The organism is Ruegeria sp. CF3 (assembly GCF_056537365.1).
Map to the genome: position 1 here is coordinate 484,132 of NZ_JBQFRK010000002.1, position 25,999 is coordinate 510,130.

Sequence of the window (25,999 nt, forward strand, 5' to 3'; positions counted from 1 at the left end):
CCAAGCAAAAGCAGTCTGTATGCAAAATGAAACGCTGGTCAGAGCAGGATCAACCGCAGTGTCGAAAACAGCGCCTGTATTCGGGCATCGCGCCCTGATGTATACAGCCGTCTTTGTGGGGGGTGCTGCAGGGTCGTTGCTGCGCGAGCTATTTTCGCTGGAGATCCCCGGCGCTCCGTTCCTGACCGCGACTTTCGGCATCAATGTTGCGGCCTGTTTCGTTCTAGGTTGGCTCTATGCCATTCGAAATCGTGTCCACGCCCACGTCCTGCATCTAGGGGCCGTCGGATTTTGCGGTGGGCTATCGACGTTTTCCTCATTCGTCGCCGAGCTGGAAAGACTGGCAGAAACCGGGAATTGGTTTGTGATTATCGCCGTAAGCGCGGAGATCGCATTTGGTCTTACGGCGGCGGTTCTTGGGGAAGCGCTGGGTCGGCGGCATCATTCCCGGGAAACATCGGAATGACGACCTTGTATCTACATGCCATGTTCGCATTGGGCGGAGGATTGGGGGCTGTACTGCGGCATTGGCTGGCGCTTCGGGTGACGCATGATCTGCCGTACTCGACCCTGATCGTGAATGTTCTGGGCAGCCTTCTGCTGGGTCTTTGGATTGGTTATCTGGGTGGCTCTGCGGAAATGGGCGAAGAGGAAAAACGCCTTGTATTCGGGTTTTGCGGCGGCTTCACCACATTCTCAAGCTTCGCCTATCAATCGCTGCAATTGCACCGTGAACGGACGATCGTATTTGCCGCCGGTAACATCGTTCTCAGCCTCGTCTTGTGCTGGTTCGCGCTATGGATGGGCCTTGTTCTGACGCGCTAGTGAACGGGTGCTGCAGCCCTTTGATCGGGCCTGGGCGCGCGGCAGAAGAACAACAGTGGGATCGTGGCCAACGCCAGCAGTCCAAGATTGTTGAATACAGTAAGGTACGAGATCATCTCGGCCTGTCGAGAAATTTCTTGCCCCAGAATGGAGGCACCCTGGGCGCTATCGGGTGTCAGCCCCAGCGGCGCAAGATAAGCCTGTGCAGCAGGATTGTAGGGTGTCACATTCTGGCTGAGCACTGCCGTATTGGTTTGCAGGCCTCGCACGACCCAAGTCCCCACCAATGAAATACCTACCGAAGAGCCAAGCTGCCTGGTGACGTTGAATAGGCCCGAGGCCTCATCCTGCCTTGATTTACTGATGCTCTCGAATGCCAGAATAGACATCGGCACAAACACCAGCCCCATCCCCAGACCACTGACAAAGCCCGGCCAAGCCAGTTGCCAGAAACCGGCGTCGAGGTTGAGCGTGCCCAACATGAAATTCCCCACTGCTGTCAACAGCATCCCCAACCCGGCTAAAACTCGTGGATCAAACCGGGTGACCAGTACGGCCCCGGTCAGCACCATCGATGCACCTGCGGCGATCCCGCGCGGTATGAACAAATGACCGGATTCGATCACGGGGTAATCGAGCAGGCTTTGCACAAAGGTTGGCAGTATGGCGATCCCGCCAAACAATGAGATCGCGAACCCCGCTATCACCAGGTTGCACAGGGCAAAGTTGCGATCCGCAAAAAGGCGCAAATCAACGACAGAATGCCGGGATGTCAGAGAATGGACTATGAACCCCAGCGCCCCAAGAACCGAAGCGATCAGCGCCAGCTGTATCATCCTCGATGACAGCCAGTCCTTGGTCTCACCTTGGTCAAGAATGAATTGAAGGCATCCAATGCCAACTGCCAGCAGCGCCAGGCCTTTCCAGTCGATGCGCACCTCTTCGGTTTTGTCGTCCGGCAACTCGCCCGCCAAAAGCAGCAGGGCCATGGCGGCGACCGGAAGGTTGACGAAAAACACCATTCGCCACGAAAAATACTCAGTCAGGACTGCACCTACAGTTGGGCCCAACACCGGTGCGACCACCACGCCCAAGCCAAAGACCGCCATGGCCTGTCCCCGTTTTTCACGCGGAAAGGCGTCAAACAGGATGGACTGCGATAACGGGATCAGGAACGCGCCGAACATCCCCTGCGCCAGGCGGAACGCGACGATAGTCTGAAGACTCCATGACAGGCCGCACATGACAGACATTGTGGCAAAACCCGTGACCGCAGTCAGGATCAGCCTGCGCCGCCCGACCCGACGCGCGACAAACCCGGTCAGCGGCATGACCACAACGGCTGAGACGATATAGCTGGTTAAGATCCATGTCGCCTGATCGGTTGTGGCCCCAAAAGCCGCCTGAATATGCGGCAACGCAACATTGACGATGGTACTGTCCAGAACTTCGAGAATAGCGCTGAGCACGACGGCCACGACAATCACGCGATTGATGTGGCCGGCATCAGTCATTGGCTGGTTCCGGTTGTATCCACCGTAACTTTGCTGCTGCCTCCAACACGCAGCGGGGCGTCGGTTGGATCAAGCTCGATCCGCACCGCAAACCGTCGAGTGACCTTGACCCAGTTGCCGCTGGAGTTTTCGGACGGCAACAACGAAAACGTATCGCCCGAGCCTCGACCGATCGACGCAACCTTGCCGGTCAGGGTCGTGTCTGGAAGCATATCCACCTGCACTGTGACCGGCTGACCGGGTCGGATGCGTGGCAGTGATGTTTCCTTGAAATTTGCATCGACCCACCAGTCAGACGACTCGACAATGGAAAATTGCGGCGCATTGGCAGAGACAGACGACCCCGGGCGCAGCGTCAGATTTGAGATCCAGCCATCGGCTGCGGCATAGACCTTGGTCCAGACAAGATCGGCCTGCGCGATTTCCAACGCAGCCTGCGAGGACAAAACGTTGTCCTGCCGGGCCGCGAGGCCACTTTGCAACGCGGAAAGCTCGGACCGGCTGGTGGTCAACCGGGCCGAAGCCTGTGCGAATTCGGATGTAGTTTGGTCCAGCGAGGCCTGCGCGAGGTCCCCGTCCGAAAACAAAGCTCGGGCGCGTTCAAGATTGCTCTGCGCGGTTTCGTAGAAAGAGTTGGCGCTTTCGACAGCGGCCTGTGCAGCAGTGATCTGGTTCGAGAAGGAGTCAGCCTGCTGAATGGCACTGTCCAGATTAGCTTTGGCCTGATCGACCGAGGCTTGGAACTGTGTCGGATCAATCGAGAACAGCAAATCGCCTGCATTGACCGGCTGGTTTTCGACCACTGCAACGTCTGAAACCTGCCCGGTCACCTGTGCGGCCACATAGATGATATTCGCGCCGATATAGGCGTCTTTTGTTGACGGATACCGCTCTTCATGCCGCCAGAAAAGGAACAATCCAACAGCAATCGTGACCAGGATCCCAGCGGCGGCAATTGCCTTGAATGACTTCATAAGCAGCTTCCTTTTCGGTGCCTAATCGAGCGACCTCACATCACCTGCATATGCATGCGCATGGCCAGATTGCCCAGAATCCAAACTGTCCCGCCGATGATAATCAGCAGAACAAGTGTCGAGAACAGAACCAGGTCCAGATCCTCTCGGCTGCTGCGGCGGCGGTCGATGTGTAGAAAATAGATCAGTTGAACAACCAGTTGTGCCAACCCCAGAAGGCCGATGGTCATATAGACGCCTGGTGTTTCAATACCGAAATGATAGGCGATCACAAATACCACCAGCGTGAGCAGCAGTGACCCACCATAGCCAATCACGTAACGCCGCCGTTCGCGGTGATGCATCTCGGATCGTTTATCCATAGGCCAGCCCTCCGAAATACACGATGGTTATTATGCCGATCCAGATAAGATCGAGGAAATGCCAGAATAGCGCCAACCGCACCATACGCGACATCAGCAGATCGGTCAGCCCGGACATACGCAGCTGAATACCCAGCACGATTAGCCACAGACACCCGGCTGCAACATGCAAGCCGTGGAGCGGTACGAGACCATAGAAGGCCGACAAAAACCCGCTACGCTGTGGGATACCGCCTTGGGCTGCCATGTTCATGAAATCACGGATTTCCAAAACCAGAAAACTGAGCCCCAGCAACAGAGTCACTCCGAACCACAGCACGATCCGTGCCCGAGGCAGGTTGTATTTCAGCGCCAACATCGCCAACCCGACGGTCAAACTGCTGGTCAGCAGAATGAGAGTCTGGGCAAAGATGCTTTTCAGGTCGAACAGCTCATGCGGGCCTAGACCGCCGGCTTGCGCGTCTATCATGGTGATATAGATCGCGAACATCAGGCCGAAATAGACCAGATCGCTCATCAGGAAGACCCAGAAGCCGAAAGTGACGACCTCGGTCGCCTTGTGGGCGCTGGCGTGGTCCTCGCCGAGGTTTATCCCCGGATAACTGTGCTTGGGTGCGCGCCTCATGTCACGGCCTCCATATCCGGGCGGGCGAGGCCGCGATTTTCCGGTGTACTTTCATGATCGCGATCCACAGCGGCGTTGCTGTGGACCAGCGCCAACCACGCCTCGTGTTCTTTGCGGACCTCTTCGGCGGGGATGATGACCTCGGTGCTGGTGTCGAAACTCCAGATGATAATGGCGAGGATCATCGCGATGGTCATCAGTGCTGCCAGCCACCAGATCCACCAGACCAGAGAGAACATCCAGATGCCACTGAGCACGCAGAGGATAAACCCGATGCCGGTGTTGCGCGGCATCTCGATATCTTCGTAGGCCGCGGGTGCAGGATAGGCTTGTCCGCGCTCCTTAGCTGCAGCAAAGTCATCGCGGTCACTAACCTGCGGAATAATAGCGAAGTTGTAGGGCGGCGGCGGAGACGGGATCGACCATTCCAGCGTGCGCCCGTCCCAAGGATCACCGACCGGTGCGCGGGTCTGTTCTCGGTCGCGTATACTGACCCACAATTGGACCAGGATCGAAAGCAACCCGCAAGTAATCACCAGCGATCCTATGGCGGCGGTGATCATGTAGGGGTGAAAGCTGGGATCCTCCCAACTGAACGACCGGCGGGGCATGCCCATCAGACCAACGAAGTAGAGCGGCATGAAGGTCAGCAGAAACCCAACCGTCCAGCAGAAAACCGAAACGCGGCCCCAGAACTCGTTTAGACGGAACCCAAAGGCCTTGGGAAACCAGTAGTTATAGCCGGCTAGCAACCCGAACAGCACACCGGGTAGCAACGCGTTGTGGAAATGCGCAACCAGAAACAGCGTATTATGGACCTGATAGTCGACGGTTGGATTGGCAAGAACCACTCCGCTGAGGCCGCCGATGACGAACAACATCAAGAACGCAAGGCCATAAAGCATCGGGACCGAGAATCGAATGCGCCCACGGTACAGAGTCGCCATCCAGTCATAGACCTTAACCCCGGTCGGAATGGCGATCAGCATCGTGGCAATCCCGAACACCGCGTTGATCAGAGCGCTTTGCCCCATGGTGAAGAAATGATGCAACCAAACCGTGAAGGACATGACCGCAATCGACATTGTTGCGATGACCAGTGAGTTGTAACCATAGAGACGCTTGGCCGAAAAGGTGGCAAAGACCTCAGAATAGATTCCATATGCAGGCAGGACCAACAGGTAGACCTCGGGGTGGCCAAACAGCCAGAACAGGTTGGCATAGTTCATCATGTTGCCGCCAAGGTCATTGGTGAAGAAGTGAAAATCCAGATAGCGATCCGCGGCCAGCAGCAACGCGGCAACGCCTAGGGGCGGCATAGCAAAGATGATCAGGATCGAGCTGCAAATGATCGTCCAGCAATACATGGGCAACCACATGAACTTCATCCCCGGCGCACGCAGCTTGTAGATCGTGACGGCAAAGTTGATGCCAGTCAGTGTTGTGCCCACGCCCGAGACCACGATGGCCCAGATCCAGTAATCCGGCCCAACGCCGGGATTGAACGCGGCCCCGGTATAGGGCGGATAGGCGGTCCAACCACCTGTTGAGAATTCGCCCACCACCAGCGAGACCATCAGCATCAGCCCGGCCGAGACGGTCAGACCAAGCCCGATCTGGTTCATCACCGGAAAGGCCACGTCGCGCGCGCCTATCATGAGCGGAATTATGTAATTAGCGACGCCAAAGACAAAAGGTACCGCGACGAAGAACACCATTATGGTGCCATGAGTGCTAAACAGTTCCGCGAAATGCTCGGGTTCCAGGAATCCGTCCCCCGGTCCCGCCGCCTGTTGGGCCCGCATCACCACGCCTTCCAAGACGCCCCGCGCCAGCATGACGATGGCGAAGACAATGTACATGATGCCGATCTTCTTGTGATCAGCGCTGGTCAGCCAATCGCGCCAGAGCGGACCCCACAACCGGAACCACGTCAGGATGCCAATCACTACCACTACGCCCACGATCACAATAGCAGCAGCAGCGTTTGCAATGATCTCATTTGCGCCAGGATTCTGGATCAGTCCAGCGATGGGAAATGCATCCCAGCTCAGGCGACCGAAGAAACCGGTCTCGGCATTTGTCATTGGCTTGCCTCCTGCCCGTATTCAGCCGTTCCGGGTTGCTGATCCAACTGCAGAGGCTCTCCGCTGTGATAACGACGCAGGATCGAATGGAACAGGTCGCCCTCTTCCAGCGTGAAATAAAGCGCATTCAGCGGCATGAGTTCGGTGCCCAATGCTGCCTGCACCTCATCCCGATCCGTACGCATCGCCAACGTTCGATAAGTGCTTTCGGTCAACGGTATGCCATGCGCTTTTACGCTGGCGACCCATGCCTGAAAATCCTCGGGCTGCATGGCTTGCGCCAGGAATTTCTGCTTTGTGAATCCTCGGCCATTATACTGTGTGTTCTCGCCTTGCATCGTTTCAGGCGAGTCTGCCACCAGGTGTAGCCGAGTCGTCATCCCCGGCATGGCATAGATTTGCCCCGCCAGCGCCGGGATCATGAACGACTGCATCACCGTGTCTGTGGTCAGCGTCATCGCAACTTGCTGTTTGATCGGTATGCCCAGTTCTCCCACCGTTGCGATGCCATGATCTGGATAGATGAACAGCCATTTCCAATCGAGGCCAACCACCTGCACATTTAGGGCAGGCTCCTCTCCAAAAGGGGCGGAATAAGGGTCAAGACGATGTGTCGCTTTCCAGAGATAGAAAGACAGGATCATCACGATCACGACCGGGACGCCCCACATCAGAAATTCAAGCTTCGCCGAAAAATCCCAATGCGGCGTGTATGCAGCGTTTCCACCCTTACGTCGGCGATAACGCAGGGCAATCAGCGGCACCAGAGCCAGAACCGGTATCACAGCGATCAAGATAAGAGCCGTCGCGCGCAAAAGGTGTGTCTTTTGCACCGCTGCAATCGGGCCTTGGGGGTCCATGAAGCTATCACTCGCCCCGGCAGACTCAGCCGTCAACAACAGAGCAACAAAGATCACCAAGGCTGGCACAGCGACTGAATGTATCCGAGACAAGGTCACACCTGATGATCCTCTTGCGGCGGGGTTTCCCGGCAACTATCGGCAGAGTCACGGATTTTCTCAAGAACTTTTCCAAAATCACCCTGCGCCGCCGCTGTTGACATGAGGTCAAGCGCGCGCGAGACCAATCATATGCGTTTGGTTCTTGCTATAGTCTCTCTGGTTTGTCTTGCCGCCCCCTCGGTAGCGCAAGATCGCGCTGAGGTTGAACGTCAGTTCCAGAACTGGCTACAACAAGCCATATGGCCTCAGGCAAAAGCAAAGGGCGTTTCGAAACGCACGTTCCAAACCGCCTTTGACGGGGTAACGCTAAACTGGGACCTTCCTGACCTGGTTCCGCCGGGAAGCCCCCAAAAGACACCCAAGCAACAACGGCAGGCCGAGTTCGGCTCACCTGGTCGATATTTCAATGCCGGATCAGTCCAGGGTGCCACCTCCGTCGGTCGCAAGATGGCTAGGCGCCATGCGGGTACACTGGCGCGTATCGAGGCAGAAACCGGCGTACCCGCCCGTATCATTCTGGCCATCTGGGGGCGCGAGAGCGGCTATGGACAAGTCCCGATCCGCCATAATGCGTTTCAGGTGCTGGGCACCAAAGGGTTTATGAGTACGCGTGCCGAGTATTTCACGGCTGAACTGATTGCTGCGCTACAGATCGCTGAATCCGGTCACGGCCAAGGCCACGCACTGAAAAGCAGTTGGGCGGGTGCCTTGGGGCAGCCTCAGTTCATGCCCACAAATTTTCTGACTTACGCGCGCGATGGCGATGGGGATGGCCGAACTGATATCTGGGGCTCAGCCTCGGACACGATTGCATCGATCGGCGCGTATCTTGACGAGCACGGATGGGTGACAGGCCGCGACTGGGGGTTCGAAGTTATCCTACCCACGACCGTTTCTTGCGCGTTGGAGGGCCCTGATCAGGGGCGGTTGATCCGCGATTGGGTCGCCATGGGCGTAAATCGCATTTCCGGCAAACCTTTTCCGGCACATGAACTTGATGCCGAGGGCTATCTTATGATGCCTGCCGGTCGTAGCGGTCCGGCCTTTATCGTAACGCCAAATTTCTATGTCCTCAAAGACTATAACACCAGCGACCTTTATGCGCTGTTTGTGGGTCATGTCGGCGATCGCATCCAATACGGAGTTGGCGATTTTCGGGGTCGTTGGGGCGATGTCGGCAATCTCTATCGCTCAGATGTCGCCAGCATGCAGCAGGTGCTTGTTCAACAGGGTCATGACGTCGGTGGCGTCGATGGCCTGCCCGGATACAAAACCCGACGCTCGATCGGGCGCTGGCAAGAGGCTTCTGGAAGCACACCAACCTGCTTCCCCGATGCCTCATTGAAGGCCGTTCTGAAGCCGTAGCAGCGTACTGATTCGCCATTTACGAGCATCACTGCGAACACATTCACCCACGGTGATATGTTGAGCTTCACGAAAATGTCACTGCCACGAAGCGTTTCAAAATAAAATTTTAACACCTCCGCCGGCTGCGGTTCTAATCAGCCTTTGTGGTCTTCACCCACCGCAAAACCCTTTACCTTTGCTTCAAAACTGACAGGTTCATGGGCAGTGAAAGATAGCTTTCGCATTCGGATCTCCGACATTGCCTGATGCATGAATGCCGAAATTATCGATCTTGGCACGATCTAGATCAAGGTAAAGTCCAGACAATTGCCGGAGACAAAATGGCAGACAAGCGCCCACCGCGAATGCGGTTTGGACGTTCGAAACCATACTAAATGGGAGTAAACACATGAACAAAATAATCAGAACCTCTTTGGCAGGACTGTTGTCCTCGACCATCATTACCGGTGCTGCAATTGCTGCCGGTACACATCCCGAAACCGGAGAAGCCCTGGCCGACGATCAGACCTTCACCTATCGGATTCTCGATGAACACAGCTCGGTCGACCCGCAAGTCGTAGAAGATGTGTCGGGTGCAGAAATTGTTCGCGATCTGTTTGAAGGCCTGATGAATCAGGATGAGGACGGTAACCTGGTTCCTGGTGTCGCCACCGAATTCTCGGTCAACGATACCAAGGACGTTTACACCTTTACCCTGCGCGATGAAGCGAAGTGGTCGAATGGTGATCCGGTGACCGCAGGTGACTTTGTGTATGCCTGGAAGCGCGCCGTCGATCCCGAACTGTCGTCGCCCTATGCTTGGTTCATGGAACTGATGTCGATCGAAAACGCTGCCGAGATCATCGCGGGCGAAAAACCGGTAGATGAGTTGGGTGTCAAAGCCATCGACGACAAAACGCTGGAAGTCCGCCTGAGCGCCCCCCTGCCCTATTTCCCGCAGATGACCACACATTCGACAACCTTCCCGGCACCGCAGAAAGTGATCGAAGAATTTGGTGACGCCTGGACCAAACCGGAAAACATCGTCTCGAACGGCGCTTATGTTCTGACCGAGCACCTGCCGCAGGAACGCTCGGTACGTGAACGCAACACCGCCTATTGGGACAACGATAACACCATCATCGACAAGGTCGTGGCGCTGGTCATCAATGATGAAAACGTCGCCCTGACCCGCTATTTGGCTGGCGAACTGGACCGCACCGAAATTCCAGCCGGCCAGTACCCACGTCTGAAGGAAGAGCACCCTGTAGAAGCCATCAGCTTCCCACGCCTGTGCAACTATTATTACACCTTCAACCTATCTGATGGTGGCCCCGAGGCTTTCAAGGACCCGAACGTCCGCCAAGCCCTGTCACTGGCCGTTGATCGTGCGATTATCACCGAAAAAGTGATGGCAGGCGGTCAGCCCGAAGCCTACACTTTCGCCCCCGAAGCAACCGCAGGCTTCACCGTACCGGCCGTTGAAATGGCATCCATGTCCCAAGCCGAACGCGACGAGTTGGCGAAGGAGCTTCTAGCAGAAGCAGGTTATGGGCCTGACAACCCTCTGAGCTTCCAGATGGTTTATAACACCGCGGAAAACCACAAGAAGGTCGCCGTTGCGCTGAGCCAGATGTGGAAGCAGAAGCTTGGCGTGAACGCCGAACTGGCAAATATGGAGTGGAAAGTCTTCCTCGAGGAGCGCGGCAACCAAAACTTTGAGCTGGCACGTGGTGCTTGGTGCGGAGACTACAACGAGGCGTCAACCTTCCTGGACCTACTGCAGTCGGACTCGGGCTATAATGACGGCAAATATGCCAACGCGCGCGTTGATGAGCTGCTGGCCGAGGCCAAAACCTCGGACGATCCGGCTCCGCTTTACACCGAAGTTGAACGCATCATCGCCCAAGAAACGCCTGTGATCCCGATCTATCACTACGCAGGCGTCTATATGATGGACAGCGATGTAGGCAACTGGCCGGTGAACAACGTCGAGCAGAACTGGTACTCGAAAAACCTCTACAAGCTCGCTGAATAATCGTCTTTGAACCACGCCCTGCCCCGGAGACATCCGGGGCAGGGCCAATAAACACGGGGGCATGAAATGCTTGCCTACAGTTTAAAGCGGCTGCTGGTCGCTATTCCGACGATCCTGTTATTGATCGTCGCCTGCTTTTTCCTCATGCACATCGCGCCTGGCGGGCCATTCACCTCGGAACGGCCATTGCCGCCGCAGGTTCTGGCCAATATCGAGGCGCGTTATGGATTGGACCAACCGCTGTGGAAACAGCTTTGGGACTATCTGTACAACATCGTGGTGCATTTTGATTTCGGACCGTCCTTCAAATTCAAGGATCGGGATGTGAACGACATCATCGCGCAGGGTTTCCCGATTTCGCTAACCTATGGTTCGTTGTCCTTTCTGGTGGCAACATCCGTTGGCGTCGCGCTGGGAATTGCCGCTGCAATCAAACACAATAGCTGGATTGACTACTTTGCGGTGGGTCTGGGTATCGCCGCTCAGGCGCTTCCTAACTTCATCATGGGGCCGATCCTGATCCTGACCTTTACCCTGTGGCTGGGGTGGCTGCCGGGTGGCGGCTGGCATGGCGGTCAATGGCAGTATCTGGTGATGCCGGTGATTGCGTTGGCGACCTCCTACATGGGATCGATCGCAAGGATTACGCGTTCATCGATGCTGGAGGTTCTGAACTCGAACTTCATTCGAACTGCACGGGCCAAGGGATTGCCGACAAGAACCGTGATCTGGCGCCATGCGCTTAAGCCGACATTGCTTCCCGTTGTCTCGTACCTCGGGCCGGTTTTTGTCTACGTTCTGACCGGTTCGGTTTTTGTCGACATCTATTTCTCAACCGGTGGTCTGGGGCAGGCCTATGTCGGCTCGGCTTTGTCTCGCGACTATGCTGTGCTGCTAGGGGTCACCATTCTTTACGGCGCGTTGACCGTGGTTGTGAACCTTCTGACCGACCTGGCTTATGCCTGGTTCGATCCAAAAATCCGATACTGAGGGGCAGGCAATGCTTGGAAAATCACAAAAAGCCGCCCATCTGGCCGAGGAAATCACTGATTACACGGTCATTCAGGGGCGCTCGCTTTGGCAGGACGCACGGATACGTTTTGTCCGCAACAAGGCCGCTATGGCCAGCGTTTTCATTCTGGGTCTGATCGTGTTGTTCACGATTGTTGGCCCTTACTTCGCAGTCTGGAACAATGAAGAGATCGACTGGAACGTCATGGGGGACGTGCGCGGCATGGGTATGCCGTCCATGGAAACCGGACACTATTTTGGCGTCGATGATTTGGGGCGCGACCTATACAGCCGCGTCATTCAGGCCACCACCACATCGCTGCTGGTCGGTTTGATCGGGGCCGCGACCGCTCTGATCGTCGGCACCTGCTATGGCATCACCGCCGGATATATCGGCGGGCGCACCGACAGCGCCATGATGCGGTTCGTGGATATCCTGCTTGCAATTCCGGCAACACTGATCATCATTCTGCTGCTAGTCGTGGCGGGACGGTCCTTCTTTATGCTGTTCATCGCATTGGGCGCGGTCGGTTGGCTGACGATGGCGCGGATTGTCCGGGGGCAAACCCTGACCCTCAAGAACCGCGAGTTTATCGAAGCCGCGCGCGCCGCCGGTGTCAGCGAATTTACCATCATGTACCGTCACATTCTGCCCAACCTGTTGGGCGTTGTGATCGTGTACGCTTCGTTACTGGTGCCCGAGATGATCCTGACGGAAAGCTTCATCTCGTTCCTCGGCCTCGGAATCTCAGAACCCTACACATCGTTGGGCCGCCTGATCGCCGAAGGGGCTGGCACCATGGCGTATGGTACGCTCTGGCAGCTGATGTTCCCACTTACTTTTTATGTCGCCATCATCATCACCATGTTCTTCATCGGTGACGGCCTGCGCGACGCTCTGGACCCGAAGGATCGCTGATATGAGTCTGTTTTCCGTGAAGGACCTGAGCGTCCGATTTGATACACCTGACGGCGTGGTTGAAGCTGTAAAAGGCATCAGTTTCGACATCAATCCCGGCGAATGTCTGGGCATCGTCGGCGAAAGTGGCTCGGGCAAAAGCCAGACGTTCATGGCAGCGATGGGGCTGTTGCCCTCCGCTGGCCATGCGTCTGGTTCTGCTTTGCTGAATGGTCGGGAGATCCTGAATCTACCTGTGAACAAAATCAACAAGATTCGTGGCTCAGACGTCGGCATGATTTTTCAGGATCCGCTGACCGCCCTGACCCCACATCTGCGGGTCGGCCAGCAGATGCGCGAAGTGCTACAGGTTCACGAAGGTTTGCAAGGCTCGGCTGCCCGCCAACGTTGCCTTGACTGGCTGAATCGCGTTCGCATCCCTGAAGCGAAACGGCGGCTGGATCAATATCCACATGAATTGTCTGGTGGCATGCGTCAGCGTGTGATGATCGCCATGTCGATGCTGTGTAATCCCAAACTTTTGATCGCGGATGAGCCGACTACTGCGTTGGATGTGACCGTTCAGGCCGACATTTTGGACCTGATGGTACGGTTGCAAAAGGATGAAGGTACGGCCATAGCTCTGATCACCCATGACATGGGTGTTGTTGCGCGCATGTGCGACAATATTCAAGTCATGCGTATGGGTGAGTTTGTGGAGGCCGGTGACACGCGCGAAGTCTTTCGTTCTCCTCAGCATGATTATACCCGAACGCTACTTGAGGCTATGCCGCGAATTGATGCGGGCGATGCTCCGAAAGCTCTTACGCAGACGGGAGAACCGCTACTGAAAGTGGATGACGTCAAGGTTCATTTCCCCATCCATGTCTCGGGAGGTCTTTTTGGGCACAAGGTACCGCTGAAAGCCGTTGATGGCGTGAGTTTCGACATCCGAAAGGGCGAGACCCTAGGTGTTGTTGGAGAATCCGGCTGTGGCAAATCCACGCTGGCCCGGGCTGTGCTGCAACTGATCGAACCCAGCGCGGGCAATGTCAGCTGGCTGGGGCATCCGATCGTCGGGCTGAAACGGGCCGAGTTGAACAAGTACCGCAAGGACCTGCAGATCGTGTTTCAGGACCCGCTGGCGAGCCTTGATCCACGGATGACGATCTCGGCCTCGATCGCAGAACCGCTGAAAACCTATCGCCCGGATCTGACCGAGCGGGAACGCAAAGAGCTGGTCGCAGAGATGATGGAGCGTGTTGGCTTGAAGGCCAACATGATCAACCGGTATCCGCACGAGCTGTCCGGGGGGCAAAACCAGCGTGTTGGAATCGCGCGTGCCATGATCAACAAACCAAAACTGATTATCTGTGACGAGGCAGTTTCTGCGCTGGATGTGTCCATTCAAGCCCAGATCGTAGGATTGTTGCGTGAACTGCAACAAGAGTTTGGCCTATCGATGATCTTCATCAGCCACGATTTGTCTGTGGTACGCGCGGTTTCGAACCGGATCATGGTTCTATATCTGGGCCGCATCGTTGAATTGGGCGATGGTGAAGTGATCTGTTCCGAACCGAAACATCCTTACACTCAGTCCCTGATTTCGGCGGTTCCGATCCCTGATCCGGATGTCGAGCGCAGCCGCCAAAGGCTTAAACTACCGGGAGAATTGCCTTCTCCCATGGATCCGAAAGCAGCTTTGCGCTTTTTGCCCAGCAGATTGTCTATGGGTGAGACCGACTATGTACCTCAACTCAGTGAGATTGCCCCGGATCACTTCGTCGCCGAACACGATCCGCTTGAGGCGATTATGGCCAATGCATAATCTTACGCGCCCCGATCTAAGGGGCGCGTTTTAAACTTCATAGAACAAGTGATTAGTGGATTGGTTCGGTGATCCCGCTTTCGGTCGTGTTTCGTTTTGACTCTGCCCTTAAGTTAATGGCAGATTCCAGCGAACCCGTAGCAGACCAGCCGGGTGTGATTGATTGGTAGGATTTTAGATTATATGTGGGGGCTCCGGCATCACCGAGAGTCGTCGGCAATATATAGAATTAGTGAGGTAATATGGTACGCAAAGTCACCAAGGCGATATTTCCCGTAGCGGGAATGGGCACTCGGTTTCTTCCGGCGACAAAGTCGGTGCCAAAGGAAATCATGACATTGGTTGATCGTCCGCTGGTCCAATATGCCATCGACGAAGCGCGTGCGGCCGGGATCACTGAATTCATCTTCGTGACATCGCGCGGAAAATCAGCACTTGAGGACTATTTCGATCACAATCTCGTGCTGGAGCAGGACCTCAAGTCTAAGGGCAAAGACGAACTGCTTGAAGTCTTGAACGCAACCAATATGGAAAGCGGAGCGATTGCCTATATCCGTCAACACAAGGCTTTGGGATTGGGGCATGCGGTCTGGTGCGCCCGTCGACTGATCGGGGATGAACCCTTTGCCGTGATGCTGCCCGACGATGTGATTGCCGCCGACAAACCCTGCCTACAGCAGATGGTCGAAGCCTATGAGGAAACCGGCGGCAACATGGTCGCCGCGATGGAAGTTCCCAACGAAAAAACCAGCTCCTACGGTATTCTGGATACCGGCCAGAATGTTGGAACGGTTGTCCGTGCCAAAGGAATGGTGGAAAAACCGAGACCAGAGGACGCGCCATCCAATCTTGCGGTGATCGGTCGTTACATCTTAGGTCCTTCGGTTCTGTACAATCTGAACCAGAAAAAGAAGGGAAGTGGCGGCGAAATCCAACTGACCGACGCAATTGCTGAGGATATTGGCAATGGTGTCCCTGTCTTTGGCTACAAGTTTGACGGACAGCGGTTCGATTGTGGTTCAAAGGCTGGCTTTCTGCAGGCAACGGTCTCGTTCGCATTGGCTCGCGATGATCTGCGCGACGACCTGAACCAATATCTGCATGAAGTCGTGGCCTCTGATCGGGCCGCGCAGTAGGCCTAGCCGTGTCAGCCATTCTGTATTCAATTCAGTAATTTAAGCTTTATGGTTCAGAAGGGGCAGACATTATGAGCACAGTCTATCCTGTAATTCTATGTGGCGGGTCAGGTGCTCGGCTTTGGCCATTGTCGCGTAAAAGCTACCCCAAACAGTTTGTTCCGCTGATTGGTGAAACCAGCCTGCTGCAGCAATGTGCCGAGCGGTTGAAAGGCCCGACCGACACGCCTTACGCCAAACCTCTGATCCTGACCAACGAGGCTTTCCGCTTTGTCGTCCCTGAACAGTTGATGGCCATAGGGATCGATCCGGGTCCGATCTTGATCGAACCCGAAGGACGCAATACCGCACCTGCGGTGCTGGCAGCTGCCCTGCACCTTTCATCCATTGATCCCGACGGGATGATGCTGGTAGCCGCGTCGGATCACGTCATTCCAGACAGTGCGGCCTTTCATGCGGCCGTCGCCGAAGGGGTCCGCACAATAGCCGAGCGTGGAGATCTGGTGACGTTTGGGATCACACCCGACCGACCCGAAACCGGGTATGGCTACCTTAAGCTCGCCCAAGCACCGGACTCGTCAGGCGCTTCTGTGCAACTTGACCGGTTCGTTGAAAAACCCGATCTTGAAAACGCCAAGGCTATGGTGGCTGAAGGGAGTTATCTTTGGAACTCGGGCATCTTTTTGTTCGCGGTCCGAGATATCCTTGAGGCGTTCAGCCAGCATGCACATGATCTAATAACGCCCGTTAAGAAGGCGGTTGAACAGGCGCAGTGTGATCTGGGCTTCCTGCGGTTAGATCCCGAGGCCTGGGCGACAGTTCAGGACATCTCTATCGACTATGCGGTTATGGAGAAGGCCGACAATCTCAGCGTTGTCCCTTATGCCGCCGGGTGGTCAGACGTGGGCAGCTGGTCTGCCGTACAAGAGCTGAGCAACCCCGATACGGACGGCGTTGCAACTGCCGGCGAAGTGACCGCCATAGATTGTCGCAACGTGCTGGTGCGTTCTGAATCGCCCGCGCAAGAAGTTGTTGCAATGGGGTTAGAGAACGTAATCACCGTGGCTATGCCTGACGCGGTTTTGGTCGCCAGCATGGACCGGGCGCAAGACGTCAAGCAGGCCGTCGCAGCATTGAAGGCAAAAGGCGCCAAGCAGGCGGAAGCATTGCCCGTTGATCATCGCCCCTGGGGATGGTTCGAAAGCCTTGTCATCGGCGATCGGTTTCAGGTCAAACGCATTCACGTCCATCCCGGCGCTTCGCTGAGCTTGCAATCGCATCACCATCGGTCCGAGCATTGGATTGTCGTGGAAGGCACCGCCGAGGTGACTATTGACGACAAGGTACAGCTCGTGTCTGAGAATGAATCCGTCTATGTGCCGCTCGGGGCCGTGCACCGGATGGTAAACCCAGGCAAAGTGCCAATGGTTCTTATCGAGGTGCAGACCGGGACCTATTTGGGTGAAGATGACATTATTCGCTACGAAGATGTCTACGCGCGTGACTGAGATCTGATTTCAAGAACTGATCCAGGTTTGGGGCATCTGCAAGGCAGATGTCTCCATATTTCTGAGACCAAATCTTAAAAATTCGAAACCTGGGCGTTCGGCTGGGTCAGGCGGGATTTACGCACATCACGGCAGTGTGGCGCGCAATCATCATCGGACCGACACCACTGGAGGATGCCCATGCCACAGAACTCTCCCCGTCTAAATCTGCCCTATCTGCAACCCGCGCAGGCCCAAAAACATGTGACCCATAACGAAGCGCTGCGTGCGCTAGATCTGGTGGTGCAGCTAAGCGTTGCGTCCGTTAACGCGACGATCCCACCAGCTGCTCCTGATCAGGGTGAAACCTATGCATTGGGCACGTCTCCGACCGGGGCATGGTCCGGACAGGATGGAAAACTGGCGGCTTGGTTGGACAACGGGTGGCATTTCTTGACGCCCGACATGGGCTGGCGGGCTTGGGATCAAAATGCAGGGCTGTTGAAAGTCTGGGACGGGTCGGCGTGGATCGACCCGCCGGTCAATACACAGAACCTTTCCGGGATCGGCATCGCAACCGGATCAGACAGCACAAACCGACTGGCCGTACGTAGCCCTGCCACCTTGTTGACGCATGAGGGCGCTGGCCACCAACTCAAGATCAACAAGGCTGGTGCCGGTGATACTGCCTCGCTGCTGTTTCAATCGAACTGGACCGGCCATGCCGAAATGGGCCTATCCGGCGATACAAATTTTTCAATCAAGGTCTCGCAGGATGGCGGAAGCTGGGTCGATGCTTTGCGGTTTGACGCCACAACCGGAACAGCCAGCGGAGCGGCTGTGCAAGGCAGCGCCGATGACACCACCTCGGGTCGCCTGATGCGGGCAGATTACGGGTACGGACCGGGCAATGTGCTGGGCACCGTATCCGAAAGCAGCGGCGTACCCAGCGGAGCGGTGATCGAGAGGGGCAGCAATGCAAATGGTGACTACACGCGCTTTGCTGACGGAACCCAGATTTGCACCGCCGTTCTAAGTGCTGTGGCCTGCACGACCGCAACTGGTAGTATGTTCGCCAGCGGCACCGCCAATTGGGATTTCCCTATTGCCTTTGCTGACAGCAGTTCTCCCGCTCTCAGCGGGAACGGCGGCGGTATTGGCCGATTTATGGGGTTTGACGCACCTTCAGAAACTCAAGCGACGTATCAGGTGATGGCTCCATCCTTGGACGCTACTAGTATAGCGCCAACAGTGATCGCAGTCGGCCGTTGGTACTGAATAAAGACCGTTCGGGCCATCGCCCGGACGGTTATCGTTCTTGCAAATTGGTTTCTGACCGATCCAGACAACACGCAAAGATCTGTCTTATCCTGTACCAAGATCGATACCAGGAACCCAGCTAACAACCCTATCATTTCACTCTTTGTGAAAGCGACAGATCAATGCCAGTTACAAGGCCGCCGTCCATACGCGATATCGACCCTGCCCGGTTACTTCGCGGATCAGCCCCCTATCGCTGAATTTGTCCAGATTTCGCTGTGCCGCTGCACGCGAGGCATGGGTCAGTTCTTCGGCCAGCGGGGCGGAAACCATCGGCCAAGCCGTTAATGCATCAATCAGCACGGGTGGGGTTCGACCGCTTAGGTCCGAAATGGCGTCGCGGGCGCGCTCTTCCCAAGCGCTGATCCGGTCCAAATGCAGCAAAGCCGCAAGTGAGGCCTGACCTGCCCCCTGAATCCAGGCCGAAAGTTTCTCGTCCAACGATCCTGCCCCCCGCAATGCACCTGGGCCCGACAGAGAAAGCGGCATGAACAATGCGCCACCTCGACCCATCGCGGAGGCATGACGGGCCGCGATGACCGCGGCCTCGGTATCCTGTCCGATGCCAGGAGACAACGCGCGCCACGCGTGAAATCCGATGGCGGCCTGGGTAACCGGGTGCAAACCGGCGACATTTCGCATGGTTTCCGCCAGATCAATCACTGCTTCGGGTGTATCTTCGAAACCTTGGGCCTGACGGTCTAGAAAAGCGGTCAGCCCCGCATCCCAGCCGCCCTCTGATGGCGCAGCACCCGACGACAGCCGCCTCACTGCCCATCCCGCCCGATACAAAGCCTGCACATCATCACCGGTTGCTCCGATCCGCAAACCGGTCCAAAGCGCAAGGCGGTCGACGCTGATCCGGTCGCCCGTCCACCAGCCCAGATCCGAGACCTCCATCAGGGCCAGACGGTGACCCCACCCCTTGGGACCCGCGCGCAAACGTTCATCCAGAGCTCCAAATGTGACGGCCAGATCGGCCAGTTCAGCCGATAACTCGGATTGGGCCGCACGCCAGTCTCTTGGGTCAAACAGCAAACGCTGGTCCGGTCTCGGTACAGAGGGCAGAAATTCTCCCGGGTCTTCTTCGTCGTCGGGCGGAAGGAACCACAAATCGTCGTCTTCCGGCGGATCGGTGTCATAGATGCTGCGCGGCCCTTCTTCCAAGGCCTCATCATCCGGGTCCGGTATCTGAGGGTTCGGCTTCATGTCGGGTATTCTTCGGGCAATTACCGCGGTTCACAAGTGGTTTTGCGGATTCTTGTCGCTCAGCCTGAGAACGCCTCGGTCAAAACACTTAGTTCTCCACTCAGGTCTGTTTGCGCATCTCCACCCAATAGCATATAGCCGTAGCCATCATTCGCCCATGTCGCTGTCGCAAGACCACTGAGCACCGCAAAGTTCACATCCTTGACCGGTGCTCCCGCGCCTTGCCGGATCACACAAAACGCCACCGGATTACCCTGGGCGTCAGCAAAGACTACCTGCACCAAAGGTTTACCTTTGAACGACAGCACCTGAGCTCGTTTCAGATCAAGGCCCGGCAGATTTTCCAACACGTCCCGGTTCAGTGAACGACCCAACTGAGCCTCGGCCTGAACAAACTGCGCGTCCAGCGTTTGCTGAGAATTGTCCAGATCGGCAATCGTGTCCGGTGAATAAAGCGATTGATAGATCGCAGCCTGCTCCGCCCAGCCCAATGCCTGTGGTCGCGTGGCCCAGAATGTTGCAGACGCAGCAATAACAGCAACTGAGGCTGCGACCGCCAGCAAACGGAGCGGTCCGGCATTGGATTGTTGAGCGCTCGGAATGGGCAGATCGATCGAAGGCGCCTCAGTTGGAATGCCTTCAAAAGCCTGCTGCACAACCTGGGCAAATGGGTCGAGCGCCATGAGACGGTGTTCGAGTGCAGAATCCTCGGCCACCGCGTCTTCGATGGCGCGGGCTTCGGCCTCATCGAGGCTGCCTTCCAGATAGGCCAGAAGTGTTTCGTCGGAAAACTTCATTTGCCACTCCGTTGCACGGTGTCAGCCGCATCGTGCTGCATAACGGTTTTCAGTTTCTGCCGGGCATTGGAAAGCCGGCTCATGATTGTGCCGATGGGTACGTCCAGCATATCCGCAGCTTCGCGGTAGCTGTAGCCTTCGACAAACACAAGCATCACCGTTTCACGTTGCGCCTCTGGCAGCTGCATCACTTGAGTAAACACCTGAGCGGCGAAAATATTCGTTTCTGAATCAGGCCCTGTCGCGACTAATTCCGCCTCGGGCGTGACTGAAAGCGCCTGCGCCTTTCTTACGGATCGCGCCCGTATCTCGTTCAGCCAGATTGAACGGCAGATCGTCATCAGCCAACTGTCCAGCCGTTCATACGAGGTGACCTGGTGGTGCTTCTCCAACGCACGCAATGCCGTCGCCTGCAACAGATCATCCGCAACGTCCGACGCACCCGACAAAGCCAGCCCAAACCGCCAGACCCGTTTCGAGTGGGTCTGGATTGCGCCGCGCACGGCTTGTTCGGTGCTCATCTCAACACTCATCGAATAAAACGCGACCTGTGTGTGTTTGCTTTGACATGGGACCGGGCCCGCTTGGTCAGAACTGTCATAGATCCTGGAGGAAAGAAATGAAACTTCTGTTCAAAACAATCACGATTGCGTCGGCTATTATTGCAGGCCCGGGTCTGGCTGCAGATTGGACACTAAACCCGGATGCGTCTCATCTGGCTTATGGAACGGTCAAGATCGATGATGTTGGAGAGGTCAATTCTTTCACCAACCTTTCGGGTCATGTCAGCGAAGATGGCAAGGTTAGTATCGATATCGATCTGTCGTCGGTCGAAACGAATATCGACATCCGTAACGAACGGATGATCGAGTATGTGTTTCGCAAAGCCGCGACCGCAACCTTGAGCGCGAATATTGATATGGACCAAGTGTCGAAGCTGGATGTGGGTGCCAGTAATACGATTGAGGTGGATGCGAAGCTGGCTCTGGCGGGGACCGAGGTGGAATTCTACACCGATATGTTTGTCCTGCGTGTGGCCGAAGATGCCGTCATGGTTTCAACCAACGACATGGTGTTCATCAGCACCGAGGATGCGGGCGTTTCGGCAGGCGTAGACAAGCTGATGGAGTTGGCACAACTACCCAGCATCACCCGCACCGTACCGGTGACCGCACGATTGATGTTCAGTCTCGAAGGCTGAAACCTAAGAAAAGTACGGGGTCGAATTTGGCCCCGGCTTATGCCCCCCAAGTGTCGCTTAGGCGATAGCCGCCAGGCCATGGGTCATCGGGGTCGAGCATGTGCTGGTGCGTACCCGTAATCCAGCCTCGCCCCGAGATTTCCGGGGTGATCGCCACGCGGCCGTTCAGATCATGCCGCTCTACGATACGGCAGCGAAATTCACTGTTGATGACTGAACGCGCGTGGTAGCGATCGGTCATCGTCATTTCTCCCTTGGCCAGCAAAACCGCCATCCGGGCTGAAGCACCGGTGCCACAAGGTGAACGATCCAGCTTACCCGGTTTGATGGCGACAGTATTTCGTCCGATGAGAATATCGCCCTGACGATCGAGCGGGCCTGCAATCTGGCAAAACGAAATGTGACTCCAGTCTTTAGTGGGGTGATCGAAGCCTAGCTGCTCATTGGCGGCATCGGTGATACGCGCGCCAGTCCTTGCAAGATCAGCTCCTTCATCAGGGGTTAGCTCGAAACCCAAATCGGCGGCATGGACAATTGCAAAACTGTCGCCACCAAACGCGGTATCCACGCGCAACGTCCCGATGCCCTCAACCTCGATCCGGGCATCCAGCTTGTCGACGAAACTTGGCACATTATGCACAAAGATACGTTCGGCCTTGCCATTTCGGCATTCGGCGCGGACGCGGATCAACCCTCCTGGGGCTTCCAATGTCAGATGGGTTTCAGGCTCGTGCATCGGAAGAATGCCACTGTCCAACAGAACCGTTGAGACACAAATCGAGTTGGAGCCTGACATCGGTGGCGTGTCTTCCGGTTCCATGATGATGAACGCTGCATCGGCCTCGGTTTTTTTTGGTGGAACCAACAGATTCACATGGCGAAAGACACCGCCGCGAGGTTCATTCAGCATGAAATCCCGCAATGTCTGGTCTTCAGCGATAAAGGTCCTTTGGTCCCATATCGTCTCTCCCGGAGGCGGAGCGACACCACCGACGATAACGTCGCCCACTTCGCCTTCAGCATGGGCCGAGATTACATGGATGGTTTTGGAACTGCGCATAAAGCCTCCGGAAAGCCGATGGATAATGCGCAGTCATGCAAAACAGATCCGGTCTGGCAAGCCTTATCGCAGCCGCTGACCCGTCTCGGGATCGAACAGCATCGCACGCTCAGGACGAACCGAAAGCCCGATGCGGTCACCCTTCGTACTGCGTTGGTCTTCCCGTTCTTCCACAATCAGCTTATCGCCATTTGGCGTCAGCAGATAAGAATATGAAACACCACCGAGCGCTTCGGTCAGATCAACTGTGCAGGTGTCACCGTTTCGATCCACCTGAATATGCTCGGGGCGAATACCCAATGTTACTTTCGTCGCTCCTTTGGGAACGCTCTCGGTGACCGGGACATCATCAGTAAGTGCTGGGTGCCGCACCATGCCGTCCACGACATCGCACTCAAGGAAGTTCATTGCAGGAGACCCGATGAAACCCGCCACGAACTTATTGTCGGGGTCGCGATACAGGTCCATGGGGGCTCCCACTTGCTCAATCCGACCGTCACGTAATACCACAATCTTGTCGGCCATGGTCATCGCCTCAACCTGATCGTGCGTAACATAGATCATCGTCGCGCCGATTTCCTGATGAAGCCGCGCAATTTCAACCCGCATTTCCACGCGAAGTTCTGCATCCAGATTCGAGAGCGGTTCGTCGAACAGGAACACCTCGGGGCCGCGCACAATGGCACGCCCGATCGCGACCCGCTGACGCTGACCGCCGGACAACGCTTTGGGTTTGCGTTTCAGATATTGGTCGAGCTTCAGAATATTTGACGCTTCCTGAACCTTCTGATCGATCTCGGCCTTGGCAACACCGTTCATCCGCAGACCAAATCCCATGTTCTCGGCCACGGTCATATGGGGATAGAGCGCATAGGTTTGAAAAACCATCGCCACTCCGCGTTTGGCAGGATCCACATGCGTGACTTCACGTGCGCCGATATGGATTTCCCCGTCCGAGGTTTCTTCCAAACCCGCGATCATCCTCAACAGCGTGGACTTACCGCAGCCCGAGGGGCCCACGAACACGCAAAACTCACCATCTTCAATCTGCAGATCAATCCCGTGAATGACCTGCGTCTGGCCATACCGTTTGATCGCGCCTTTCAGGGTTACACCTGTCATGTTGCTTGCATCCTATTCTGTTGGCCCTCGGGGAACCGCCACGCCTGTGCTTCTGTGCCGATCTGTTCAGCGACGCGCCGGACGCGCGGCACCCAAGATTGCAATTGCTCGAAATCCATTCGCCCAGTCGATCCTGTCACCGATAGGGCCCCCAACATGCGGCCCCCGTCAGTCAGAATCGGGCAGGCAATGCAGATGATGCCGGGCTCATGCTCTTCATCATCAACTGCGTAACCACGGCTGCGGATCTTAACGAGATCAGCCCGCAATGCCTTATCCGAGGCCAAGGTCTTGTCAGTGAACCGATGAAAGCTTTGTTGCGAGATCGTCTTTTCCAACTGTGCCTCGTCCAAATAGGCCATCATCGCTTTGCCAACGCCTGTGCAATAGGCCGGGCCGACCTTGCCGGCCTCGGAATACATCTCAATTGGTCGTTGCGCGTTGCGCTTATCCACATAAAGCACCTGCCCGGAATCAAGTTGCGCCAAGTGCACGGTCTCCCCTGTCTCGGCGCTGAGAGCGTCCAGGAAAGGCCGCGCAATTGGAGCTAATGAGCTATGCGTCCATGCCGAATGCGCCAGTCGCACCAATCGCATACCTGGCGAATAAGTCTGCCGTTCCGGTTCGTAATGCAGCATGCCCTGATTGGTTAGCGACTGCAGAAAACGGTATAGCGTCGCCTTGGGAAATTCACTGCGTTCCAGCAATTCCCCGAACCGCACCGGGCGTTCGAAGGCCGCGACTTGTTCCAGCACGTCACATGCTTTTCCTATTGTTCCGTCACCTGCCACGGGTGCCTGTTCTCCTCCACTTTCCCTCGGCTTTGGGCACGAGGGTCTTGACAAGAGTAGCCGAGTCGATGTGTAGTTTTCAATATATAAAACAAGGTTTCAATATTTGAGACCAATATGGAAGCTTAAGGGAGGAAACTATGCATTCCATGTTCAAGCGCACAGCGGCTGCTTTGGCTGCCAGTGTGGCACTTGCTGCGCCCGTCGCGGCAGAGCTGACCGGCGAGCTGCGAATCTTCCTCGATACGTCCAACCCGGCGCCGCGCGCGACGATGGAAGCGATGATCGAGCGATTCGCGGCCGAACATCCCGGTCTGGAAATCGAAACCACCGTGATCGACCGTGAGGCCTACAAGACCCAGATTCGCAACTTCCTGACGGCTGACACGCCAGACGTTGCCACCTGGTATGCAGCCAACCGGATGAAGCCTTATGTTGAAGCGGGTCTTTTCGAAGACGTCTCGGACCTGTGGGCTGAACCTGAAATCGCCGACAATCTGGCGTCGACCAAAGGTGCGATGACCATTGATGGCAAACAGTGGGGCGTTCCGTACACCTATTATCAATGGGGCGTTTATTACCGCAAAGACATCTTTGATGAGCTGGGTCTGACCGAGCCGACCACTTGGGAAGAAGAACTGGCCAATTGCCAGAAGATCGTCGATTCCGGACGCGCCTGTTATACCATCGGCACCAAGTTCCTGTGGACAGCAGGTGGCTGGTTTGACTACCTGAACATGCGCACCAACGGGTTCGACTTCCACAATCAACTCGCAAATGGCGAGATCAGCTGGGAAGACGACCGGGTTAAGCAGACCTTCGCCAACTGGAAACAGCTGATCGACATGGGCGCATTCATTGACAACCACCAGACCTATAGCTGGCAAGAAGCCCTGCCCTTTATGGTCAACGGTGAGGCCGCCGCCTATCTGATGGGTAACTTCGCTGTGGCTCCGCTGCGTGAAGCAGGCCTGACCGACGATCAGTTGGACTTCTATCAGTTTGTCGCCATCAACCCCGATGTTGAACTGGCCGAAGACGCGCCGACCGATACGTTCCATATCCCGGCCAATGCCTCGAACAAGGAAGCCGCGCGTGAGTTCCTGCGTTTCGCAGTCTCTGCGGACGAACAGACCGAAATCAACAACGGTGCAAACCTCGGCCAGTTGCCTGTGAACGCGCAATCCGCAGTGGACGACGACAAGTTCCTGCAGCAGGGCTTTGTCATGCTATCGTCTAACAGCCCCGGCGGTGTTGCACAGTTCTGGGACCGCGACGCACCAGCGGAAATGGCAAAAGTGTCGATGGAAGGCTTCCAGGAATTCATGGTCAAGCCGGACAACGCTGACAAGATTCTGGCCAAGCTGGAACGTGCGCGCGAGCGCATCTACGACAACTAAATCTT

General features: G+C 56.1%; 24 protein-coding genes. 12 read left to right on the plus strand and 12 right to left on the minus strand.

Annotated elements, in window-relative coordinates:
- Positions 1-58 precede the first annotated feature (58 nt).
- The gene (locus tag ACR0KC_RS09910) at positions 59-466 is read left to right on the plus strand and encodes a fluoride efflux transporter FluC (protein ID WP_480771789.1); all 408 of its coding nucleotides are present in this window, start codon (positions 59-61) and stop codon (positions 464-466) included.
- A complete protein-coding gene (gene crcB / locus ACR0KC_RS09915; protein ID WP_480706201.1) occupies positions 463-825 on the plus strand; it encodes a fluoride efflux transporter CrcB in 363 nt (120 codons plus the stop codon). The genes ACR0KC_RS09910 and crcB overlap by 4 nt, the downstream gene beginning before the upstream one ends.
- Here crcB and ACR0KC_RS09920 read toward each other — a convergent pair.
- Genes ACR0KC_RS09920 through ACR0KC_RS09945 form a run of 6 tightly spaced genes read right to left on the minus strand, consistent with a single transcriptional unit; the run spans position 822 to position 7,247 of the window.
- Positions 822-2,339 carry a DHA2 family efflux MFS transporter permease subunit gene (locus ACR0KC_RS09920; protein ID WP_170663497.1) on the minus strand — a complete coding sequence of 506 codons (1,518 nt, stop codon included), beginning with the start codon at positions 2,337-2,339 and terminating at the stop codon, positions 822-824. The two genes, crcB and ACR0KC_RS09920, sit on opposite strands and share 4 nt — an antisense overlap.
- Positions 2,336-3,313: an HlyD family secretion protein gene (locus ACR0KC_RS09925; protein ID WP_480706203.1), complete on the minus strand. Its 978-nt coding sequence runs from the start codon at positions 3,311-3,313 to the stop codon at positions 2,336-2,338. Before ACR0KC_RS09925 ends, ACR0KC_RS09920 begins: the two co-directional genes overlap by 4 nt.
- A gap of 35 nt (positions 3,314-3,348) precedes the next feature.
- Positions 3,349-3,675 carry a cytochrome o ubiquinol oxidase subunit IV gene (locus ACR0KC_RS09930; protein WP_255612219.1) on the minus strand — a complete coding sequence of 109 codons (327 nt, stop codon included), beginning with the start codon at positions 3,673-3,675 and terminating at the stop codon, positions 3,349-3,351.
- Positions 3,668-4,300, minus strand: coding sequence for a cytochrome c oxidase subunit 3 (locus ACR0KC_RS09935; protein WP_480706206.1), 633 nt, complete (start codon positions 4,298-4,300; stop codon positions 3,668-3,670). Before ACR0KC_RS09935 ends, ACR0KC_RS09930 begins: the two co-directional genes overlap by 8 nt.
- Positions 4,297-6,387: a cbb3-type cytochrome c oxidase subunit I gene (locus tag ACR0KC_RS09940; RefSeq protein WP_480771790.1), complete on the minus strand. Its 2,091-nt coding sequence runs from the start codon at positions 6,385-6,387 to the stop codon at positions 4,297-4,299. Before ACR0KC_RS09940 ends, ACR0KC_RS09935 begins: the two co-directional genes overlap by 4 nt.
- Positions 6,384-7,247, minus strand: coding sequence for a cytochrome ubiquinol oxidase subunit II (locus tag ACR0KC_RS09945; RefSeq protein ID WP_480436524.1), 864 nt, complete (start codon positions 7,245-7,247; stop codon positions 6,384-6,386). Before ACR0KC_RS09945 ends, ACR0KC_RS09940 begins: the two co-directional genes overlap by 4 nt.
- Positions 7,248-7,478: 231 nt before the next feature.
- Here ACR0KC_RS09945 and ACR0KC_RS09950 point away from each other — a divergent pair, with 231 nt between their 5' ends.
- From ACR0KC_RS09950 to ACR0KC_RS09985, 8 genes are all read left to right on the plus strand, one after another.
- The gene (locus tag ACR0KC_RS09950; RefSeq protein WP_480771791.1) at positions 7,479-8,714 is read left to right on the plus strand and encodes a lytic murein transglycosylase; all 1,236 of its coding nucleotides are present in this window, start codon (positions 7,479-7,481) and stop codon (positions 8,712-8,714) included.
- 391 nt (positions 8,715-9,105) lie between these two features.
- Complete coding sequence (locus ACR0KC_RS09955) at positions 9,106-10,734, plus strand: peptide ABC transporter substrate-binding protein (protein WP_170407804.1); 1,629 nt, start codon at positions 9,106-9,108, stop codon at positions 10,732-10,734.
- A gap of 66 nt (positions 10,735-10,800) precedes the next feature.
- Positions 10,801-11,724 carry an oligopeptide ABC transporter permease OppB gene (gene oppB / locus ACR0KC_RS09960; protein ID WP_170422826.1) on the plus strand — a complete coding sequence of 308 codons (924 nt, stop codon included), beginning with the start codon at positions 10,801-10,803 and terminating at the stop codon, positions 11,722-11,724.
- Positions 11,725-11,734: 10 nt separating this feature from the next.
- Entirely contained in the window at positions 11,735-12,664 is a 930-nt protein-coding gene (locus ACR0KC_RS09965; protein ID WP_170509646.1) for an ABC transporter permease subunit, read from the plus strand.
- A gap of 1 nt (position 12,665) precedes the next feature.
- Complete coding sequence (locus ACR0KC_RS09970) at positions 12,666-14,471, plus strand: ABC transporter ATP-binding protein (protein ID WP_480771792.1); 1,806 nt, start codon at positions 12,666-12,668, stop codon at positions 14,469-14,471.
- Positions 14,472-14,713: 242 nt separating this feature from the next.
- A complete protein-coding gene (galU, locus tag ACR0KC_RS09975; RefSeq protein WP_170394477.1) occupies positions 14,714-15,607 on the plus strand; it encodes a UTP--glucose-1-phosphate uridylyltransferase GalU in 894 nt (297 codons plus the stop codon).
- Positions 15,608-15,678: 71 nt separating this feature from the next.
- Positions 15,679-17,115, plus strand: coding sequence for a mannose-1-phosphate guanylyltransferase/mannose-6-phosphate isomerase (locus ACR0KC_RS09980; protein ID WP_480706214.1), 1,437 nt, complete (start codon positions 15,679-15,681; stop codon positions 17,113-17,115).
- Between the two features lie 180 nt (positions 17,116-17,295).
- Positions 17,296-18,372, plus strand: a complete 1,077-nt coding sequence (locus tag ACR0KC_RS09985; RefSeq protein WP_480771793.1) for a DUF2793 domain-containing protein — start codon at positions 17,296-17,298, stop codon at positions 18,370-18,372.
- Between the two features lie 171 nt (positions 18,373-18,543).
- Here the strand turns inward: ACR0KC_RS09985 and ACR0KC_RS09990 are convergent, their stop codons facing one another.
- The 3 genes from ACR0KC_RS09990 to ACR0KC_RS10000 are packed head-to-tail and all read right to left on the minus strand — an operon-like array spanning position 18,544 to position 20,941.
- Complete coding sequence (locus ACR0KC_RS09990; RefSeq protein ID WP_480771794.1) at positions 18,544-19,623, minus strand: helix-turn-helix domain-containing protein; 1,080 nt, start codon at positions 19,621-19,623, stop codon at positions 18,544-18,546.
- A 59-nt stretch (positions 19,624-19,682) separates the two neighbouring features.
- Positions 19,683-20,420 (minus strand): anti-sigma factor, encoded by a 738-nt coding sequence (locus tag ACR0KC_RS09995; RefSeq protein ID WP_480771795.1) that lies wholly within the window; start codon positions 20,418-20,420, stop codon positions 19,683-19,685.
- Complete coding sequence (locus ACR0KC_RS10000) at positions 20,417-20,941, minus strand: RNA polymerase sigma factor (protein ID WP_255612221.1); 525 nt, start codon at positions 20,939-20,941, stop codon at positions 20,417-20,419. The genes ACR0KC_RS09995 and ACR0KC_RS10000 overlap by 4 nt, the downstream gene beginning before the upstream one ends.
- A gap of 98 nt (positions 20,942-21,039) precedes the next feature.
- Here ACR0KC_RS10000 and ACR0KC_RS10005 point away from each other — a divergent pair, with 98 nt between their 5' ends.
- A complete protein-coding gene (locus tag ACR0KC_RS10005; protein ID WP_170509625.1) occupies positions 21,040-21,621 on the plus strand; it encodes a YceI family protein in 582 nt (193 codons plus the stop codon).
- A 37-nt stretch (positions 21,622-21,658) separates the two neighbouring features.
- Here ACR0KC_RS10005 and ACR0KC_RS10010 read toward each other — a convergent pair whose 3' ends face one another.
- From ACR0KC_RS10010 to ACR0KC_RS10020, 3 genes are all read right to left on the minus strand, one after another.
- Positions 21,659-22,681 (minus strand): trans-3-hydroxy-L-proline dehydratase, encoded by a 1,023-nt coding sequence (locus ACR0KC_RS10010; RefSeq protein ID WP_480706222.1) that lies wholly within the window; start codon positions 22,679-22,681, stop codon positions 21,659-21,661.
- 63 nt (positions 22,682-22,744) lie between these two features.
- Complete coding sequence (locus tag ACR0KC_RS10015) at positions 22,745-23,803, minus strand: ABC transporter ATP-binding protein (RefSeq protein ID WP_480706224.1); 1,059 nt, start codon at positions 23,801-23,803, stop codon at positions 22,745-22,747.
- A complete protein-coding gene (locus tag ACR0KC_RS10020) occupies positions 23,800-24,594 on the minus strand; it encodes an IclR family transcriptional regulator (protein ID WP_480706226.1) in 795 nt (264 codons plus the stop codon). Before ACR0KC_RS10020 ends, ACR0KC_RS10015 begins: the two co-directional genes overlap by 4 nt.
- Positions 24,595-24,734: 140 nt before the next feature.
- On the opposite strand from ACR0KC_RS10020, the gene ACR0KC_RS10025 reads away from it, so the two are divergent.
- The gene (locus ACR0KC_RS10025) at positions 24,735-25,994 is read left to right on the plus strand and encodes an ABC transporter substrate-binding protein (protein ID WP_170394448.1); all 1,260 of its coding nucleotides are present in this window, start codon (positions 24,735-24,737) and stop codon (positions 25,992-25,994) included.
- Positions 25,995-25,999 lie beyond the last annotated feature (5 nt).

Excerpts from the sequence above, each read along its gene's own strand:
- ACR0KC_RS10010 (WP_480706222.1), bottom strand. The coding sequence starts at position 22,681 with ATGCGCAGTTCCAAAACCATCCATGTAATCTCGGCCCATGCTGAAGGC.
- ACR0KC_RS09965 (WP_170509646.1), top strand. The coding sequence starts at position 11,735 with ATGCTTGGAAAATCACAAAAAGCCGCCCATCTGGCCGAGGAAATCACT.
- ACR0KC_RS09925 (WP_480706203.1), bottom strand. The coding sequence starts at position 3,313 with ATGAAGTCATTCAAGGCAATTGCCGCCGCTGGGATCCTGGTCACGATT.
- ACR0KC_RS09980 (WP_480706214.1), top strand. The coding sequence starts at position 15,679 with ATGAGCACAGTCTATCCTGTAATTCTATGTGGCGGGTCAGGTGCTCGG.
- ACR0KC_RS10015 (WP_480706224.1), bottom strand. The coding sequence starts at position 23,803 with ATGACAGGTGTAACCCTGAAAGGCGCGATCAAACGGTATGGCCAGACG.
- ACR0KC_RS09940 (WP_480771790.1), bottom strand. The coding sequence starts at position 6,387 with ATGACAAATGCCGAGACCGGTTTCTTCGGTCGCCTGAGCTGGGATGCA.
- ACR0KC_RS09955 (WP_170407804.1), top strand. The coding sequence starts at position 9,106 with ATGAACAAAATAATCAGAACCTCTTTGGCAGGACTGTTGTCCTCGACC.
- ACR0KC_RS09985 (WP_480771793.1), top strand. The coding sequence starts at position 17,296 with ATGCCACAGAACTCTCCCCGTCTAAATCTGCCCTATCTGCAACCCGCG.
- ACR0KC_RS09995 (WP_480771795.1), bottom strand. The coding sequence starts at position 20,420 with ATGAAGTTTTCCGACGAAACACTTCTGGCCTATCTGGAAGGCAGCCTC.
- ACR0KC_RS09935 (WP_480706206.1), bottom strand. The coding sequence starts at position 4,300 with ATGAGGCGCGCACCCAAGCACAGTTATCCGGGGATAAACCTCGGCGAG.
- ACR0KC_RS09970 (WP_480771792.1), top strand. The coding sequence starts at position 12,666 with ATGAGTCTGTTTTCCGTGAAGGACCTGAGCGTCCGATTTGATACACCT.
- ACR0KC_RS09990 (WP_480771794.1), bottom strand. The coding sequence starts at position 19,623 with ATGAAGCCGAACCCTCAGATACCGGACCCGGATGATGAGGCCTTGGAA.
- oppB (WP_170422826.1), top strand. The coding sequence starts at position 10,801 with ATGCTTGCCTACAGTTTAAAGCGGCTGCTGGTCGCTATTCCGACGATC.
- ACR0KC_RS10025 (WP_170394448.1), top strand. The coding sequence starts at position 24,735 with ATGCATTCCATGTTCAAGCGCACAGCGGCTGCTTTGGCTGCCAGTGTG.
- ACR0KC_RS09950 (WP_480771791.1), top strand. The coding sequence starts at position 7,479 with ATGCGTTTGGTTCTTGCTATAGTCTCTCTGGTTTGTCTTGCCGCCCCC.
- galU (WP_170394477.1), top strand. The coding sequence starts at position 14,714 with ATGGTACGCAAAGTCACCAAGGCGATATTTCCCGTAGCGGGAATGGGC.
- ACR0KC_RS09920 (WP_170663497.1), bottom strand. The coding sequence starts at position 2,339 with ATGACTGATGCCGGCCACATCAATCGCGTGATTGTCGTGGCCGTCGTG.
- ACR0KC_RS10000 (WP_255612221.1), bottom strand. The coding sequence starts at position 20,941 with ATGAGCACCGAACAAGCCGTGCGCGGCGCAATCCAGACCCACTCGAAA.
- ACR0KC_RS10005 (WP_170509625.1), top strand. The coding sequence starts at position 21,040 with ATGAAACTTCTGTTCAAAACAATCACGATTGCGTCGGCTATTATTGCA.
- crcB (WP_480706201.1), top strand. The coding sequence starts at position 463 with ATGACGACCTTGTATCTACATGCCATGTTCGCATTGGGCGGAGGATTG.
- ACR0KC_RS09930 (WP_255612219.1), bottom strand. The coding sequence starts at position 3,675 with ATGGATAAACGATCCGAGATGCATCACCGCGAACGGCGGCGTTACGTG.
- ACR0KC_RS09945 (WP_480436524.1), bottom strand. The coding sequence starts at position 7,247 with ATGGACCCCCAAGGCCCGATTGCAGCGGTGCAAAAGACACACCTTTTG.